This is a genomic window from Actinomyces sp. zg328, assembly GCF_009829635.1.
GTDB classification, from domain to species: Bacteria; Actinomycetota; Actinomycetes; order Actinomycetales; family Actinomycetaceae; genus Actinomyces; species Actinomyces marmotae.
On sequence record NZ_VWPE01000020.1, the window covers coordinates 1 to 17293 of the forward strand.

The window sequence follows — 17293 nt, forward strand, 5'->3', positions numbered from 1 at the left end:
GGGCGCCCGCCCGGAGGGGCCCGCGGCCGAGCCTGCGGCCCCCGTGGCGCCGCCCACCATCACCGCCACCCTGCCCGCCGCGCCCGGGCAGGAGCCCGCCCCCGCGCAGCCCGAGGCCTCGCCGAGCGCGAGCCCGTCCGCTCAGCCCACTGAGCCCAAGCCCTCGGACCCGCCCCGCAGCCCCGTGGCCGACGGCAGCCAGTTGACCGCCGACAACGCCGGCTCCCTGTCCGGCGGGCGCCAGGGCGACCGCGTCAGCCTCGTTCTGCCGAAGGACAAGGCGAAGGAGGGCGACTGGGTCGCGGTCTTCCTCTACCCGGGTGGCAAGAGCGCCGGGTGGGTCCAGGTCGACCACTCCAACTCCGTCAAGGTTGACATCTCCAACATCGACGCCGGATCCCACAAGCTTGCGATCGCGGGCCGCGATTCCCAGCTCCTGGGATGGGTCCAGTTGGAGATCGCCCGCACGGACACGGTCAACACCGATCTCATGGACAAGGCGAACGGAGCCCCGGTCAAGGAGGCCGTCCTCGGCGGTGACGACTGGATGCTCATCAGCGCCGCCGGGATCCTCACCGCGGGCGCGGCCGCCTACATGTTCCTGGCCCGTCCGCGCGCGAGGCGCCCAGTCCAGTGAGCACAGGGCGAATGGGAAGGCCTCGCCTGGGGAGCGCCGTCGCACTGGCGGTGATGCTCTCCCTGGGCGCGGCCGCGGCCGTGGGCGCCACCACCGCCCCTCCGGCGGCTGCCGCGGACTTCATCGGCGGAGAATCAACCACAGGCACGGCATCGACCGTCAGCCCCTCGACGATCGCCTCGGGCGGTTCGCTGAGTTACACCCTCTCCGGATTCCCACCCGGGGCCATCGTGCAGATACTCATCGACGACGGCGCCGTCGGGCCCGAGCAGAGCCCCGCCGCGAGCACCGGCTCGCCGTCGGGAGGCGCGGTCGCCCAGTTCACCGTCCAGCCAGACGGCACGTACTCCGGCGCCTTCGAGCTCCCCGCCTACGTCCCGCCGGGCACCCACTGGCTGCGGTTCCGCGTCATCGGCGGCCCGGACGTGCCGACCTCCACGGTCCGCACCGCGGACTACACCAACAAGAGCCCGTACTTCACGGTCGGCGCCGTCACCGTGATCGGCGGTGAGGCCCCCACCGCGCCGGCGGCGTCCGCCTCACCAGGAGAGTCCCACAGCCCCGGGGCCACGAGCAGCCCCACCGGGGCCCCCGGGACGACCGCGCCAGCCATCGCCGAGCCGAGCAGCGACCCCGGCGACCCCGGCGACACCTCGCCGGTCGAGGTCAAGGAGGATTCCTTCCCCGTGGTGGGGGCCTGCGTCCTGGGCCTGTCCGTCCTCCTGGTCATCCTCGCCGCCACCGTGGGGACCAACCGCTGGATCCTGGCCAGGCAGCGCCGTCGCAACGACTCCGCCATCCCTGAGTACTGACGCCCCGCCGGCTGGGTAGGCTTGCCCCCGGCGCCCGCCCGTCTCGCGGTGCGCCCCGACGGGCACCGGTCTCAGTGCCCCGAATGGGAAGGAACCCAGTTCCATGCTGCGAACCCACACCGCGGGCTCACTGCGCGCCTCCGACATCGGCACCACGGTCACCCTCGCCGGATGGGTGGACCGCCGCCGGGACCATGGGGGCGTCGCCTTCATCGACCTGCGCGATGCCTCGGGCATCGCCCAGGTCGTCATCCGCGAGGACATCGCCCACGACCTGCGCGCCGAGTACGTCCTGGCCGTCACAGGCGAAGTGAGCGCCCGCCCCGAGGGCAATGCCAACCCCAACCTCCCCACCGGTGAGATCGAGGTCGTCGTCACCGACGTCGAGGTCCTCAACGCCGCCGCCCCCCTGCCCTTCCAGGTCTCCGACCACGCCGAGGACGCCGGGCAGGTCGGTGAGGAGGCGCGCCTGAAGCACCGGTACCTCGACCTGCGCCGCACGCCCATGCAGCGCGCCATCCGCCTGCGCTCGAAGGTGTCCCAGGCCGCGCGCGCAGTCCTGGCCCGCCATGACTTCGTCGAGATCGAGACCCCCACGCTCACCCGCTCCACGCCCGAGGGCGCCCGCGACTTCCTGGTACCCGCCCGCCTGGCCCCCGGCTCCTGGTACGCCCTGCCGCAGTCCCCCCAGCTGTTCAAGCAGCTGCTCATGGTGGCCGGCATGGAGCGCTACTACCAGATCGCCCGCTGCTACCGCGACGAGGACTTCCGGGCGGACCGCCAGCCCGAGTTCACCCAGCTCGACATTGAGATGTCCTTCGTCGAGCAGGGCGATGTCATGGAGGTCGCGGAGGACGTGCTCAAGGAGGTGTGGGCCCTCATCGGCCACGAGCTGGCCACCCCCATCCCGCACATGACCTACGCCGATGCCATGGAGCGCTACGGCACCGACAAGCCCGACCTCCGCTTCGGCCTTGAACTCGTCGAGCTCACCGACTACTTCAAGGACACCACCTTCCGCGTGTTCCAGAACCCCTACGTGGGCGCCGTCGTCATGCCCGGGGGCGCCTCCCAGTCGCGCCGCACCTTCGACGCCTGGCAGGACTGGGCCAAGCAGCGCGGCGCCAAGGGCCTGGCCTACGTCACCGTGGGCGATGACGGCGAGCTCGGCGGGCCCGTCGCCAAGAACATCACCGACGCCGAGCGCGCCGGCCTCGCCCGGGCCGCCGGCGCGGCCCCCGGTGACTGCATCTTCTTCGCCGCCGGCCCCGTCGACTCCTCGCGCGCGCTCCTGGGCGCCGCCCGCGTCGAGATCGGCAAGCGCTGCGGGCTCATCGATCCCGACGCCTGGTCCTTCGTGTGGGTCGTCGATGCCCCGCTGTTCAAGCCGAGCGCGGAGGCCCGCGCCGAGGGTGATGTCGCGCTGGGCGCCTCGGCCTGGACCGCCGTCCACCACGCCTTCACCTCGCCCAAGCCTGAGTGCCTCGACACCTTCGACACCGACCCGGGCAACGCCCTGGCCTACGCCTATGACATCGTGTGCAACGGCAACGAGATCGGCGGCGGGTCCATCCGTATCCACCGCCCCGACGTCCAGGAGCGGGTCTTCAAGGTCATGGGCATCGGGGAGGCGGAGGCCCACGAGAAGTTCGGCTTCCTGCTCGACGCGTTCAAGTTCGGCGCCCCGCCGCACGGCGGTATCGCCTTCGGCTGGGACCGCATCGTCTCCCTGCTCACCAAGGCCGAGTCGATCCGCGATGTCATCGCCTTCCCCAAGTCCGGGGGCGGCTACGACCCCCTGACCGAGGCCCCCGCGCCGATTACCGCAGAGCAGCGCAAGGAGGCCGGTGTCGACGCCGTCCCCGGCGACAAGGACTGACCTGAGGAGGATCCCCACGCGGAGAACCGCGGCGGGCGGCGCGAATTCGCGCCGCCCGCCGCGGTTTGACATGCGGTGGGCGAGAAGCCGTCCTCAGGCCGCGTGGGCGCAGGTGGGGCAGGCGCAGTCCGCGCAGGCGCACGAGGAGCAGGAGTCCGAGCAGTGCTCGCACTGGCAGGTGTTGTGGTTGCAGGTGGGGCAGGCGCAGTCCGCGCACTCGCACACGGCGCAGGCATCCGAGCAGTGCTCGCACTGGCACGCGGCGCACTCGTCGTAGTGGCCGCCGTCCTCGCGGTGGGCGTGGCCGTCGTGGATGTAGTCGACGTGGTCCCCGTGGATGACGGCGAGGTGGCCGCAGTCGGGGCCGTGGGTGTGGTTGTGGGCCTCAGCGGGACGGTGCTCAATGGTGGCAGTCATGGTCATGCTCCTTGGTGTGCTTGATGGCGTCGAGAACGATGTGGGCGACGTGCTCATCGATGATCGAGTAGCTCTGCCGCCTGCCGTCGCGCCGCGCCTCGACGAGATGCGCCTCGCGAAGGACTCGCAGGTGGTGGGAGACGAGGGGCTGGGAGACGCCGGTGAGCTCGACGAGCTCGGTGACATCTGCGCTGCCCTGGGTCAGGCGATGGATGATCGTGGCCCGAACGGGATTCGCCAGCGCCTTGAACAGACGGATGACCGCTGAGTCCTCCTCAAGCACCACAACCTGCCGCATACGAGGAATTTTATATCAACCCGCGCGTATATGCAATTCGATTCATGCGATGCTTCGTCGGCTCCTCCCGCCCGGATCCGCCCCGGATCGGATGGGGGAGGAGCACAATGGTCACATGTCGCGCTACATCGAGTTGCACCCGGTCAACCCCCAGGCCCGTCTCATCACGAAGGTCGTTGAGCGGCTCCGCTCCGGCGCCCTCGTCGCCTATCCGACCGACTCCGGCTACGCCCTGGCCTGCGCGCCCGGCAACAAGGAGGGCCTGGACCGGATCCGCGCCATCCGCCAGCTCGATGACAAGCACAACTTCACCTTCGTGTGCGCCGACTTCGCCCAGGTCGGCCCGTTGGCGATCGTCGGCAACAACGCGTTCCGCCTTATCAAGCGGCTCACCCCCGGCCCCTGGACCTTCATCCTCAAGGGCACCAAGGAGGTGCCCCGGATGACCCTCCACGCCAAGAAGCACACCTTGGGCGTGCGCATCCCCGACCACCCCGTGGCCCAGGCCCTCGTCGCCGAGTTCGGCGCGCCGATCCTCTCCTCCACCCTCATCCGGCCGGGCAGGACCGTTCCCGAGTCGCACGGCTGGGAGGTCGAGGAGGGCCTCGGGCACCTCATCGACGTCGTCATCGAGGGCGAGGTCGCCTCGGTCGAGCCGACGACGGTCGTGGACCTCACGTCGGATGTCCCCGAGGTCGTGCGCCAGGGCTCGGGAGACCCCGGCCTCATCTGACGCGGGCGCCGAATCGCCCCGCGACGGCTCCCGCGCCGTCGTCCTACTCGGCGGCCCCTGACTCGGCGGCCCCTGACTCATCGCAGGCGCCGGGCTCTCGAGCATCCCCGGTCGCCCCGGCGCCCTCGGTCTCGTGGGCGTCAGCGCTCTGCTCCGGCGCCCACGAGCCGCCGCCCGCCCTGACGCCCGCCCAGCGCCGCAGGGAGGGCGGAGCCCACCAGGCGCGCGGGCCCAGCAGGCTCATCGCCGCGGGGAACAGGAGGAGGCGCACGATCACCGCGTCGATGACGACCATGAGCGCCAGGATGAGGCTCACCTCCTTGATCGCGATGAGCCTGCCGGTGGTGAAGCTGACGAGGACCACCAGGAGGACCGCTCCGGCCACCGAGAGGATCCTCCCGGTGCCCTGCAGGCCGGCCGCGACCACGGCGTCGCCCCGCTCACCGCGCGCCCTGCGGTCCCTCATGCGCGTCAGGACGATGAGCTCCCGGCTCATGGCGAGCCCGGCCCCCAGGGCGAGCGCCGTGGCGACGGCGTAGCCCTCCACGCCGCCGATCGGCGTCACACCCAGGGCGCCCGCCAGGTGGCCGTCCTGGATCAGGAGGGTCGCCGCGCCCAGGGAGGCCGCCAGGGACAGGGCCGTGGTCAGGAGCGCCAGCAACGGGATGATGAGCGATCCCGTCATGAGGAGCATGAGGAGCATGGCCGCGCCCATGCCGATGACGATCATGATCGGCAGCGCGCCCACGAGGGCGGAGCGGAAGTCCACCTGCGTCGCCGCCTTGCCGGTCACCCATGTGTCCGCCGGCGGGTTGAGCGCGCGGACCGCCGCGACGGCCCTCTCGGCGGAAAGCGATGATGCTGAGCCCTCCAAACTGAGGTAGGCCACCGTGTACTGGCCCGCCTTGGTCTGCGTCACGCTGGACACCCCGGGCGCGTGGGCCACCTGCTCGTCGATGAACGACTTCGCGGAATCCCCGGTGGCCTGCATGATGAGCACGGCATCGGTGGCGGCGAGGTTGGGGTACTGCTCCTCCAGGACGCGCTGGTACACCCGCTGGTCGGCATTAGGGGGGAGGAGCTCGCGATCGGAGACCAGTGGGTGCAAGTGCGCCAGCGGCCACGCCAGCAGTGCCAGGAGGGCCGCACAGGCTGCCAGGACCGGCCAGGGGCGGGCCTGCGCCCCGCGCGCGAGCGCCGCGAAGGCGCCGTCGTCGCGGGAGGAGCCGTCGACCGGGTGGACGAGGGCGCGCAGCACCGGCACCCGGCTGAGCAATGGGGGCCTGGACATGAATCCGTGGAGCAGGACGAGCGCGGCGGGGACGAGCGTGATCGCCGACAGTGCGGCCAGCGCCACGACGACCGCCCCCGCGATCGCCGTCACCCGCAGTGAGGGGGCGCCCACGGACACCAGCGCCGCCAGCGGCAGCGCCACCGCTGCGGTGGTCACGAGCACCGTTCGCCCGGCCGTGAGCATCGTGCGCTCCATGGCCTCGGCGATGAGCGGGTCGCGGCGCCCGGTGCGGCGCCGTCGGCTGCGGGCGGCGGGGGGCGCGGTCGCCCGCGGATCGGCGCGCCCGAGTCCGAGCTCCTCGCGGAAGCGGACGGTCATGAGCAGGGCGTTGTTGATCGACAGGCCCAGGCCGATCATCGTGATGACCGTGACCTCCAGCCCTCCCAGATCCACCATGAGGCTCGCGAGCCAGAGCACGCCCAGGCTCGAGACGATCGAGGTGATCCCGCCGAGCAGCGGCATGCCCGCCACGAGGAAGCCCCCGAAGACCAGGACCATGAGGATGAGCGCCGCGGGCAGGGCGAGGGCCTCCCCGCGCGCGAGATCGGCCGCGGCCTGGTCGTTGACCGCCTCCGACACGAGGGCGTCCGTGGTGACGATGCCGCTGACCCCCGGCGCGATCTGGCGCAGGTCGTCGGGCACGCGGCGCAGACGGTCCGTGACGCGTTGGACATCGCGCTGGAGTTTGCGGGCGTAGGCGGTGTCATCGGGGGAGGCGATCTCGCGGCCGTTGGGGTTGACGGTCACGAACATCAGGAAGCCACTGTGGTCCTGGGCGATGAAGGCCTGGACCCCCTTGTTCCCCAGGGGGTCCGGCACGACGAACGGGTCGGCCACGTTCACTTCGCCGACGAGGTCGTTGAGGTCGGCGTGGACCGGTGCCAGGGCGGTCGCGACCGCGTCGATCTGGGTGTCGAGGTCGAGGCCCCTCACCTGCAGAGTGACCGCCACCCCGTCGCCCTGGAGCGCGGAGTAGATGGACTGGCCCTGAGCGCTCTGGGAACCGTCGATGGAGGTCTTGGTGGGTCCGAGGCGGTTGAAGAGCCCATCGATGCCGGCACCGCCGAGCGCGGGGGTGAGCAGCACGAAGGCGATGACGGCCCAGGTCGCGACGACGAACCAGGCGTCCTTGACTATGCGGCGGGCGAGCCAGGAGAGCATGGCGGCATTGTTCCACCGATGGAACCGGCTCGCGCGCCCGGGGGCGGGGCCCGGATGAGGATAGGGTCACCCCGTGGACCTGTTCGACGCTGCCGGCACCGATGAGGCGGGCCTGCCCTCCGACGCGCGCGCGCCGCTCGCCGTGCGCATGAGGCCGCGCGATCTCAACGAGGTTCTGGGCCAGGGGCACTTGCTCGGTCCGGGCTCCCCGCTGCGCCGGCTCGTCGAGCCGGCCGGTGGCTCGGGTGGCGCGGGCGTGTCGAGCGTCATCCTCTGGGGCCCCCCGGGAACGGGCAAGACCACGCTCGCCTACCTCGTGGCGCGCGGCTCTGGCCGGCGCTTCGTCGAGCTCTCCGCGGTCACCGCCGGCGTCAAGGACGTGCGCGCCGTGGTCGCCGATGCTAGGAGGCGCCTGGCGGCCTCGGGGGAGGAGACGGTGCTCTTCATCGACGAGGTCCACCGCTTCTCCAAGTCCCAGCAGGACGCCCTGCTGCCCAGCGTGGAGAACCGATGGGTGACCCTCGTGGCGGCCACCACTGAGAATCCCTCGTTCTCCGTGGTCTCACCGCTGCTGTCCCGGTCGCTGCTGCTGACCCTCCACCCGCTCGGGCCCCATGACATCCGCGCCCTGGTGTCCCGGGCGGTCACCGATGAGCGGGGGCTCGCGGGGGCGGTGGCGCTCGACGACGACGCGCGGGAGCAGATCGTGCGCATGGCCGGATCGGACGCGCGCAAGTCGCTCACCGTGCTTGAGGCGGCCGCCGGCGCCGTCCTCGCGGCCCGGCCGCCGGGCGCCGGCGCCCCCGAGGATGGTGGGCCGCCGGTGGTGGGGCTGGCCGACGTCGAGCGCGCCGCCGACATCGCCGCCGTGCGCTACGACCGCGCCGGCGACCAGCACTACGACGTGACCAGCGCCTTCATCAAGTCCATGCGCGGATCGGATCCCGACGCCGCCCTGCACTACCTGGCCCGCATGATCGCCGCGGGGGAGGACCCGCGCTTCATCGCCCGGCGCATCGTCATCCACGCGGCGGAGGACGTCGGGCTGGCCGATCCCGGGGTCCTGGCCACCGCGGTGGCGGCGCAGCAGGCGGTCGCCATGATCGGGATGCCCGAGGCCCGCATCGTCCTCGCCGAGGCGGCGCTCGCCGTGGCCACCGCGCCGAAGTCCAACGCGGTCATCACCGCCATCGACTCCGCCATCGCGGACGTGCGCGCCGGCAAGGGCAGCGCCGTGCCCGCCCACTTGCGCGACGCGCACTACGCGGGCGCCTCCGGGCTCGGGCACGGCGAGGGCTACCGCTACCCCCACGACTTCCCGCACGCCGTCGTCGCCCAGCAGTACCTGCCTGACGATCTCGACGGGAGGCGCTACTACGAGCCCACGGGCAACGGCTTCGAGAAGCAGATCGCGACCCGCCTTGAGGCCGTGCGCCGCATCCTCGGCGACGACGGGCCTGGCCGATGAGCGCCCGCGTGCCCGCCGCCCGCCCGCCCGCGCGCGTCGCGCTGCTCGTGCTCGCCACGGGCCTGGCGTCCGGGTTCCTCGCCGGCCTGTTCGGCGTCGGCGGCGGCCTCGTCATCGTGCCCGCGCTCATGAGTGTCCTGCACATGGACCAGCGTCGCGCGGCCGCCACCTCACTGGCCGCCATCGTCGTCACCGCCGCCGTCGGCACTGTCTCCTACGCCCAGTGCGGCCAGGTCTCCCTTGAGGCCTTCGCCATCGTGAGCGTGGGCTCACTGGCCGGGGCGCGACTGGGGACATGGCTGCTGCGGCGCCTGCCCCGCGCGGTCCTGCCGTGGGTCTTCGTCGGATTCACCCTCAGCGTCATCATCTCCCAGCAGTTGCGCTCTCCCGTGCGCGAGGCCGCGCTCGTCCTCGACCCGGTGGGCGCCATCGGCCTGGTCGCCGTCGGGCTGGTGGCGGGGATCCTGGCCGGCCTGGTCGGCGTAGGAGGCGGCGGTGTCATCGTGCCCGGCTTGCAGCTCGTCGTCGGCGTCGGCGACCTCCTGGCTCGCGGAACCTCCCTGCTCATCATGATCCCCACCGCGATGGTCGGCACCTGGTCGAACCTGCGTCACTCCGTGGTGGACCTGCGCGTGGGCCTGCTCGTCGGCGCGGCAGCCGTCGTGTCCGCACCCCTGGGCGCCCGGGCGGCCGCCGCCCTGAGCCCCACGGCCGGAACCGTCCTGTTCAACATCTTCCTCGTGTGCGTCATGCTCACCATGCTGCTCAAGGAGCGCCTGCGCCGGCAGGCGGACCGCACCGGGGGCCAGGAGCGCGGCGGAGCCTGAGGAACCGGTCACACGGGCCGGTCATGGCTCGCCGCGGCGAGCGCCAACCGCTAGTGTTCCTGGGTCGCCGTCGCGCGGGCGCGTACCGTGCGCGGCACCCCCTGGGGTCCTGGCCCGCTCACGTGGCTGACCCCGCGCCGCGAGCACCCGCCCGTGGCGTGCGATCACTCCGACAGGAAGAAGAGACGAGCATGAGCTCCTCCCGATCCCGCCGCCAGGTGCGCCTCTCGCGCGCCCTCGGCATCCCGCTGACCCCCAAGGCCGTGCGCTACTTCGAGAAGCGCCCCTACGGCCCCGGCGAGCACGGCCGCGCCCGCCGCCGCACCGAGTCTGACTACGCCGTCCGCCTCAAGGAGAAGCAGCGCCTGCGCGCCCAGTACGGCATCCGCGAGGCTCAGCTCCAGCGCGTCTTCGAGGAGGCCCGCCGCGAGAAGGGCCTGACCGGTGAGTCCCTCGTCGAGTTGCTCGAGATGCGCCTGGACGCCCTCGTCCTGCGCGCCGGCATCGCCCGCACGATCGCCCAGGCCCGCCAGGCCGTCGTGCACCGCCACATCGTCGTCGACGGCAAGGTCGTGGACCGGCCCTCCTACCGCGTGCGCCCCGGCCAGACCATCCAGGTCCGCAGCCGCTCCCAGGTCATGGTGCCCTTCCAGGCCGCCGCCGCCGGCGTGCACCGTGACGTCCTCCCGACTGTCCCGGAGTACCTCAAGGTGGACCTCGAGAAGCTCTCCGCCACCCTGGTGCGCCGCCCCAAGCGTGACGAGGTCCCGGTGACCTGCGACGTTCAGATGGTCGTCGAGTACTACTCCCGCTGAGCCGATCGGGCCCGCTGGCCCGCCCAGTGCGGGGTGCCCCGCGCCGGACTGCCGGTGCGGGGCACCCCGCGTTCCAGGGGTAGGCTCGCTCCTGGGCACAACCCGGTCCTCCGACCGCCCTCGGCCGAAGGGCCCGGGCCGGTCAGGCCGGAACCAACCACGTCCCCGCTCCACCTACCCGCGGGGGCACCGATCACCCCCGAGCACGAGGACCCCTATGCGCACCTCCGAGATCCGCTCCCGCTGGCTCGACTTCTTCGCCTCCAAGGATCACGAGATCCGGCCGTCGGTGCCCCTCATCTCGCCCGACCCGTCCATCCTGTTCACCGTGGCGGGCATGGTTCCCTTCATCCCCTACATCCTGGGCACCGAGCCGGCGCCCTGGCCCAGGGCCGCCAGCGTGCAGAAGTGCATCCGCACCAACGACATCGACAACGTCGGCCGAACCACTCGCCACGGCACGTTCTTCCAGATGAACGGCAACTTCTCCTTCGGCGACTACTTCAAGGAGGGGGCGATCCAGTACGCCTGGGAGCTGTTGACCACGCCTACGAGCGCCGGGGGGTACGGCCTGGACGGCGACCGCCTGTGGATGACCATCTGGGAGAAGGACGAGGTCTCCTGGGATTACCTCACCAAGACCATCGGCGTTGACCCCCTCCACGTGCAGAAACTCCCCTTCGCGGAGATCTCCTGGTCCACGGGCCAGCCCGGCCCCGCCGGCGCCTGCTGCGAGATCCACTACGACCGCGGCCCGGCCTACGGCCCCGACGGCGGCCCCGAGGCGGACACCGCCGGCGACCGCTTCCTGGAGATCTGGAACCTCGTCTTCGACGAGTTCGTCCGTGGGGAGGGCGAGGGTCATGACTTCGAGCTTGTCGGCGAGCTCGACTCCACCGCCATCGACACCGGCGCCGGGCTGGAGCGCATCGCCTTCCTCCTCCAGGACAAGCCCAACATGTACGAGATCGACGAGGTCTACCCCGTCATCGCCGCCGCTGAGGCGATGAGCGGGCGCGCTTACGGCCGGGGAGCCGCCGGCCCGGAGGCCGGGGCGGCCTACCTGGACGACGTGCGCATGCGTGTTGTGGCCGACCACGTCCGCAGCGCCCTCATGCTCATCGGCGATGGCGTGCGCCCCGGCAACGACGGCCGTGGTTATGTCCTGCGCCGGCTCATCCGCCGCGCCGTGCGCTCCATGCGCCTGCTCGGCGTCGACGAGGCCTCCCTGCCCACCCTCCTGACGGCCTCCAAGGACGTCATGAGGCTGTCCTACCCCGAGCTCGAGGAGCGCTGGGGGACCATCTCGGAGGTCGCCTACGGCGAGGAGGAAGCCTTCCGCCGCACCCTCACCTCCGGAACCACCATCCTGGACACCGCCGTCGGACGGGCCCGCGAGCGAGCGTCCACGGCCGGCGCGCGGCCCCTGGTGAGCGGGCAGGACGCCTTCGAGTTGCACGACACCTACGGCTTCCCCATCGACCTGACCCTGGAAATGGCCGCCGAGCAGGGCGTCGATGTCGATGAGGCCGCCTTCCGCTCGCTCATGGATGAGCAGAAGGAGCGCGCCCGCGCCGACGCCCGCGCCAAGAAGACCGGGCACATCGACGTCCGCCTCTTCCAGGACATCGAGCGCTCCATGGGAGGGGGATCGGAGTTCCTCGGCTACACCGAGGCCTCCGCCGAGGCCACCGTCGCCGGTCTCCTGCTCGACGGCCGGCCCGAGGTGGTGGCCACCGCCCCGGCGCAGGTCGAGGTGGTCCTGGACCGCACCCCCTTCTACGCCGAGATGGGCGGCCAGCTCGCCGACCACGGCGTCATCCGCCTGGCCGGTGGCGGCATCGTTGAGGTCGGCGACGTCCAGGCCCCCATCCGCGGCCTGTTCGTCCACCGGGGCACCCTCACCGAGGGCACCATCGCCGTGGGGGAGAGGGCCTACGCCGAGATCGACGCCGAGCGGCGGCTGGCCATCGCCCGGGCCCACACCTCCACCCACATGGTGTACGCCGGGCTGCGCCGCACCGTCGCCCCGGACTCCGAGCAGGCCGGGTCGGAGAACTCGCCCTCCCGGCTGCGCTTCGACTTCTCCCACAACACGGCGCTGACCACCGGGCAGGTCAATGACATCGAGGCCCTCGTCAACGAGAAGCTCGCCGAGGACCTCCTGGTCCGCACTGAGACCATGAGCCTTGAGGACGCCAAGGCCTCCGGCGCCATCGCCCTGTTCGGTGAGAAGTACGGCGCCGAGGTCCGCGTCGTCACCATCGGCGACAACTTCGACCGCGAACTGTGCGGCGGCACCCATGTGCCCACCACCGGGCGCATCGGGCGCATCGCCATCCTGGGCGAGTCCTCCATCGGCTCGGGCGTGCGGCGCATCGACGCCCTCGTGGGGGATGGTGCGTACGGATTCCAGGCCAAGGAGCACGCGCTCGTCTCCCAGTTGTCCACCATGATCGGCGGGCGTCCCGAGGAGTTGCCCGAGCGCATCGAGTCCCTCATGGGCCGCCTCAAGGACGCCGAGAAGCGCCTGGCCGCCGCCGAGCAGGCCGCGATGGCGGCCCGGGCCGCCGAGGTGATCAACGGTGCGCGGCGCGTGGGCGCCTATCGCCTGGCCGCCGCCGACCTCGGCGCGGTGTCCAACGCCGACCTCCTGCGCTCCCTCGTCCTCGACGCCCGCGAGCGCCTCGGTGAGGCGGAGCCGACGGTGATCGTGGCCGCCGGGGTGTCAGGTGAGCGCCCCGTCATCGTTGTGGCCACCAACGCCGCCGCCCGTGACGCCGGCGCCAGGGCGGGGGACCTCGTCAAGGCGGCCGCCAAGGCCCTCGGTGGCGGAGGCGGCGGCAAGCCGGACCTCGCCCAGGGCGGTGGCCAGAACGTCGCCGCCATCCCCGAGGCGATGACCGCCATCACCCAGGCCCTGGGCGCCTGAGCCCAGGGGGAGCCATGCGCAGCGGAGTCCGCCTGGCGTTCGACGTCGGCAAGGCCAGGATCGGGGTCGCCAGGTGCGACGCCGAGGCGATCCTGGCCATTCCGGTGGTCACGCTCAAGCGGGATCGTTACGGCGGCGACATTGATGAGGCGGCCGAACTGGTCGCCGAGCACGGGGCCATTGAGGCTATTGTGGGCTTGCCCGTCTCCCTTGGGGGCAAGCGGACCCCGTCCACGCGTGACGCGAGGGACTGGGCGAGCGCTCTCGCGCGGGCCATCTCGCCTGTGATGGTCAGGCTCGTCGACGAGCGGCTCTCCACGGTGTCGGCGCATCAGGCGCTCCACGCCAGCGGGCGCCATGAGAAGGATTTCCGGGGCGTCGTCGACCAGGCGGCCGCCGTGGTCATCCTCAACCAGGCCCTGGAGGCCGAGCGTTCCACGGGCTCGCCGATCGGTGAGACCGTCACCCCGACCAGGAGAGATTCGCGATGAGCCAGGACGACCTCTTCGAGCAGATCGGCATCACCTCCGATGACCCGCTGGCTGCCGAGCCACCGTCCAGGCGCGGCAAGGCCCGGCGCGAGAAGGCGCGCAAGAGGCGCCGCTTCCGCCGTCGTGTGCTCACCGCGCTTATCCTCAGCGTTGTCGTGGCCGGCGCGGGCGCGGGCGCCTACTGGGGATACGGGGTGCTGCACGGAGTTCACGCGCAGAACTCCGCCGCGACGGACTACCCGGGTGAGGGCGAGGGCTCGGTGGTCGTAGAGATCCCCCAAGGCGCCTCGGGCCAGATCATCGCCGATCTGCTGTACAAGAACGACGTCGTCGCGTCCCCGAAGGCCTTCATCGACGCGTTCAAGGCCAACTCGGAGTCTGCCAACATCCAGCCCGGCACCTACACGCTCAAGGAGAAGATGTCCGGAGCTTCCGCCGTGGCCGCCCTGCTCGACCCGGCCTCCCGAGCCGACCACTCCCTGACCATCCCCGAGGGATTCACCAAGGACCAGGTCAAGGAGAAGGTCATGAGCGTCATGCGGGTTAGCGCGGAAGACGTTGACGCCGCCTACAAGGATCTCAAGGGCATCGGCTTGCCCGAGGTTGCGAAGGGGAACGTCGAGGGCTGGCTCGCCCCGGGCACGTACGACCTTAAGGAGGGCGAGACCGTCACGCAGGTCTTCGCCAGGATGGTCACCGCCACGGCCGCTCGCCTCCAAAAGCTGGGCTTCGATCCCGCGACGTACGAGGACGCCCTCATCAAGGCCTCCATCGTCGAGAGGGAGGCCGGAAGCCAGAAGAACTTCAGGAAGGTCGCCCGCGTCGTGGAGAACCGCCTGACGCAGACCGACGCCGAGACCGGCGGCCGGCTTGAGATGGACTCCACCATCCTCTACGGGCTCGGGCGCACCGGCGGCGTGCCCTCCAAGGAAGAGGTCGCCGACGCCTCCAACCCCTACAACACCTACCGGAACACGGGCCTGCCCCCGACCCCGATCGGCAGCCCCGGCGAGGCGGCCCTCAAGGCCGTCGCCAGTCCGGAGGAGGGCGGCTGGCTCTACTTCGTCACCGTTGACCTCAACACTGGGGAGACGCTCTTCGCCAAGACGAAGCAAGAGCAGGATGAGAACACCAAGAAACTCACCGCCTTCTGCCAGGCCAACCCGGATGTGTGCAACGGCAGCTCCGCCACCGCCACCCCGAAGCCGGCTTCGGCCCGCTGAGCCGGGCCACCAGGTGGGCGCTGGGCGGGCATGAGGAGGGCCGCTGACCCGATGACACGCATCGACAGCCCCGCGGGCGCGCCGCCCGCGCCCGCCCACCGGGCGGCAGTCATCGGCGATCCCATCGCCCATTCGCTGTCCCCCGCGCTCCACCGCGCCGCCTATGAGGGCTTCGGCCTGGCCGACTGGTCCTATGAGGCGCTCCGGGTAGCGCCCGGCGAGTTGGCCGGCCTCGTCGACGCCCTGCGCGCCCCCGCGGGCGTGGAGCCCGCCTGGGCGGGGCTGTCGGTGACGATGCCCCACAAGCAGGCCATCATGCCGATGCTCGACCTCATCGATCCTCTCGCCCAGGTGGTCGGGGCGGTCAACACCGTCGTCGCCCAGCGCTCCGGCTCCGGTCCCGCCCTTCTGGCGGGCTTCAACACCGATGTGGCCGGCATCTCCGGCGCGCTGAGGGAGGCGCGCGAAAACCATGGGAGCGCGGCCCGCGCCGCGGCCCCCTCCAGGGGCGCGGGCCGTCCGGCGCCCACCGCGCTCGTCCTCGGCTCGGGGGCCACGGCCTGCTCTGCCCTCGCCGCGCTCCCCGAGTTCGGCGCCCATGGCATCACGGTGGCCGCCCGCCGCCACGCGGGCCCGGGCCGCGCGCTCGTCGCCGCCCATCGCATGGGCCTGGAGATCCAGGCCCTCACCTGGCGGCCCGGGGAGCCCGCCTCCGACGCCGTCGTCGCCCAGGCCGCCGCCGGGGCCGATCTCGTGGTCTCCACCCTGCCCCGGGGCGCGTCAGACACCCTCGCTGAACCGCTCGCCCAGGCGCTCGATGCCCGCGGTGGCACCCGGCGCGAGGCCGTCCTCCTCGACGTCGTCTACGCGCCCTGGCCCACCGCCCTGGCCCGCGCCTGGAGCGGAGCCGGAGGCGCGATCGCGCCCGGCTGGCTCATGCTCCTGCACCAGGCGGTGGCCCAGGTCCGTCTCATGACCGGCCGCTCGCCGGATGCCAGCGCCATGCGCGGGGCCCTGATGGGCGCGCTTGGCACTCGGTGACCGCGCGCCGGCGCCGACCCTGTGCGATGATCCACCCATGCTGCGATGGATGACTGCCGGCGAGTCCCACGGCGAGGCGTTGACCGCGCTCATGGAGGGCGCGCCCGCGGGCGTGGCCATCACCAGCGCGCGGATCGGCTCCGCTCTGGCCCGGCGCCGGCTCGGCCATGGCCGCGGTGCCCGCCAGCGCTTCGAGCGCGATGAGCTGAGCGTCATCGGGGGCATCCGCCACGGTGTGACCATCGGCAGCCCCATCGCCCTGCGGATCGGGAACTCCGAGTGGCCCAAGTGGCGCACCGTCATGAGCGCCGACCCCGTCGCCGCCGAGGACCTGCTCATCGACGCCGGCACCGGCGATGAGCGCGAGATCGCCCGCAACCGGCCCCTGACGCGCCCGCGCCCCGGGCACGCCGACCTCCCGGGCGCCCTCAAGTACGATCTCCCCGACGCCCGGCCCGTCCTGGAGAGGGCCTCAGCGCGCGAGACCGCCGCGCGGGTGGCGCTGGGCGCCGTCGCCGAGGCCATCCTCGAGCAGATCGCCGGCATCAGGCTCGTCAGCCACGTGGTGCGCATCGGGGAGGTCCGTCTGCCGGCCGGCGCGCCCACACCCACGCCCGAGGACACCGAGCGCCTCGACGCCGACCCCGTGCGCTGCGTCGACCCGGCCACGAGCGCGGCCATGGTCGAGCGCATCGACGCCGCGCGCAAGGACGGGGACACCCTCGGGGGAGTGGTCGAGGTCATCGCCACCGGCGTCCCCATCGGCCTGGGCACGCACACCGTCGCCGGATCACGCCTCGACGCCCGGCTCGCCGGCGAGCTCATGAGCATCCAGGCCGTCAAGGGCGTGGAGATCGGGGACGGCTTCGAGACCGCCGCGCTGCCCGGCAGCCGGGCCCACGATGAGATCCTCGCCTTCGCCGACGGCGCCGTCACCCGCGCCTCCAACCGGGCCGGGGGCATCGAGGGCGGCATGAGCAACGGCTCCCCGATCCGCGTGCGGGCCGCCTACAAGCCGATCTCCACCGTCCCCCGAGCCCTGCGCAGCGTGGACCTGGCCACGGGGGAGCCCGCCACCGGCCTCCACCAGCGATCAGACACCACTGCGGTGGTGCCCGGGGCCGTCATCGCCCAGGCGGCCACCGCCCTCGTCCTCGCCCAGGCCCTCCTGGACAAGACGGGTGGCGACTCGGTGACCGAGTGCGCCAGGAACCTGCGCGCCTACACCGAGCGTATCGCCGAGCGGACCCACTGGACCGCCTGAG

At 72.1% G+C, this 17293-nt stretch carries 14 protein-coding genes and 1 pseudogene; 12 read left to right on the forward strand and 3 right to left on the reverse strand.

The window, feature by feature from the left end; all coding sequences use genetic code 11:
- The 3 genes and pseudogenes from GVV75_RS08390 to aspS all read left to right on the forward strand — a co-directional run.
- Positions 1–637: pseudogene (locus GVV75_RS08390) on the forward strand (hypothetical protein); the annotation flags it as partial.
- Positions 638–648: 11 nt separating this feature from the next.
- Complete coding sequence (locus tag GVV75_RS08395; RefSeq protein WP_175994033.1) at positions 649–1449, forward strand: DNA-directed RNA polymerase II; 801 nt, start codon at positions 649–651, stop codon at positions 1447–1449.
- A gap of 103 nt (positions 1450–1552) precedes the next feature.
- Positions 1553–3328 (forward strand): aspartate--tRNA ligase, encoded by a 1776-nt coding sequence (gene aspS / locus GVV75_RS08400; protein ID WP_159625227.1) that lies wholly within the window; start codon positions 1553–1555, stop codon positions 3326–3328.
- Between the two features lie 93 nt (positions 3329–3421).
- Here aspS and GVV75_RS08405 read toward each other — a convergent pair whose 3' ends face one another.
- Both GVV75_RS08405 and GVV75_RS08410 read right to left on the reverse strand, forming a co-directional pair.
- A complete protein-coding gene (locus GVV75_RS08405) occupies positions 3422–3745 on the reverse strand; it encodes a hypothetical protein (protein WP_159523848.1) in 324 nt (107 codons plus the stop codon).
- A complete protein-coding gene (locus GVV75_RS08410; RefSeq protein WP_159625229.1) occupies positions 3729–4043 on the reverse strand; it encodes an ArsR/SmtB family transcription factor in 315 nt (104 codons plus the stop codon). The genes GVV75_RS08405 and GVV75_RS08410 overlap by 17 nt, the downstream gene beginning before the upstream one ends.
- A 115-nt stretch (positions 4044–4158) precedes the next feature.
- Here GVV75_RS08410 and GVV75_RS08415 point away from each other — a divergent pair, with 115 nt between their 5' ends.
- A complete protein-coding gene (locus GVV75_RS08415; protein ID WP_159523844.1) occupies positions 4159–4776 on the forward strand; it encodes an L-threonylcarbamoyladenylate synthase in 618 nt (205 codons plus the stop codon).
- Between the two features lie 43 nt (positions 4777–4819).
- On the opposite strand, the gene GVV75_RS08420 is transcribed toward GVV75_RS08415, so the two are convergent.
- Positions 4820–7231, reverse strand: coding sequence for an MMPL family transporter (locus tag GVV75_RS08420; protein WP_159814321.1), 2412 nt, complete (start codon positions 7229–7231; stop codon positions 4820–4822).
- A 73-nt stretch (positions 7232–7304) separates the two neighbouring features.
- Here GVV75_RS08420 and GVV75_RS08425 point away from each other — a divergent pair, with 73 nt between their 5' ends.
- From GVV75_RS08425 to aroC, 8 genes are all read left to right on the forward strand, one after another.
- Positions 7305–8699: a replication-associated recombination protein A gene (locus GVV75_RS08425; RefSeq protein WP_159814323.1), complete on the forward strand. Its 1395-nt coding sequence runs from the start codon at positions 7305–7307 to the stop codon at positions 8697–8699.
- Positions 8696–9526, forward strand: a complete 831-nt coding sequence (locus tag GVV75_RS08430) for a sulfite exporter TauE/SafE family protein (protein WP_159814325.1) — start codon at positions 8696–8698, stop codon at positions 9524–9526. Before GVV75_RS08425 ends, GVV75_RS08430 begins: the two co-directional genes overlap by 4 nt.
- A 191-nt stretch (positions 9527–9717) precedes the next feature.
- A complete protein-coding gene (rpsD, locus tag GVV75_RS08435) occupies positions 9718–10341 on the forward strand; it encodes a 30S ribosomal protein S4 (protein ID WP_159523836.1) in 624 nt (207 codons plus the stop codon).
- A 217-nt stretch (positions 10342–10558) separates the two neighbouring features.
- Positions 10559–13273 carry an alanine--tRNA ligase gene (alaS, locus tag GVV75_RS08440; RefSeq protein ID WP_159523834.1) on the forward strand — a complete coding sequence of 905 codons (2715 nt, stop codon included), beginning with the start codon at positions 10559–10561 and terminating at the stop codon, positions 13271–13273.
- A gap of 14 nt (positions 13274–13287) precedes the next feature.
- Positions 13288–13764, forward strand: coding sequence for a Holliday junction resolvase RuvX (gene ruvX, locus GVV75_RS08445; RefSeq protein ID WP_159523832.1), 477 nt, complete (start codon positions 13288–13290; stop codon positions 13762–13764).
- On the forward strand, positions 13761–14987 hold the full coding sequence (gene mltG, locus GVV75_RS08450; RefSeq protein ID WP_159523830.1) for an endolytic transglycosylase MltG: 1227 nt from the start codon (positions 13761–13763) through the stop codon (positions 14985–14987). Before ruvX ends, mltG begins: the two co-directional genes overlap by 4 nt.
- Before the next feature lie 51 nt (positions 14988–15038).
- On the forward strand, positions 15039–16028 hold the full coding sequence (locus GVV75_RS08455; protein WP_159523828.1) for a shikimate dehydrogenase: 990 nt from the start codon (positions 15039–15041) through the stop codon (positions 16026–16028).
- Between the two features lie 37 nt (positions 16029–16065).
- On the forward strand, positions 16066–17292 hold the full coding sequence (gene aroC, locus GVV75_RS08460; protein WP_159814327.1) for a chorismate synthase: 1227 nt from the start codon (positions 16066–16068) through the stop codon (positions 17290–17292).
- Position 17293: the final 1 nt, after the last annotated feature.